At 77.9% G+C, this 349-nt stretch carries 1 protein-coding gene; it reads right to left on the bottom strand.

Annotated features, from left to right (window positions below; all coding sequences use genetic code 11):
- A partial coding sequence (locus BI06_RS24535) for an LLM class flavin-dependent oxidoreductase (RefSeq protein WP_149030469.1) occupies positions 1-349 on the bottom strand: 349 nt, incomplete at both ends.

Here is a 349-nt window from a genome sequence, read left to right on the forward strand (position 1 = left end):
CCCGCTCGGCCTCCGTCCACGGGTACGCCGCCGCCTCCTCGACGGTGGGCAGCGGCGCGATCGGCGAGGCGCCGTTCAGCCGCAGCACCGGGAACAGCGCCGGCGCCGCCAACCGGCGCGCCTGCTCCGAGGTCTCCCCGCACACCGTGTAGGCGGTGACGATGGTGTGCGGCCGCTCGGCCCGGGCCGAGGGCCGGAAGCTCTCCCGGTACGCCCGCAGCGCCTCCTCGGTGCCGCGGGAGTTGAAGAAGTGGTGCGCGAACGCGTACGGCAGCCCGCGCCGGCCCGCGTCCACGGCGCTGCGCACACTGGCGCCCAGCAGCCACGGCCGGGGCGGCTGCGGCGGCTC

The sequence above is a fragment of the Kitasatospora sp. MBT66 genome (assembly GCF_000710405.2).
In the GTDB taxonomy this organism is placed as follows: Bacteria; Actinomycetota; Actinomycetes; order Streptomycetales; family Streptomycetaceae; genus Kitasatospora; species Kitasatospora purpeofusca.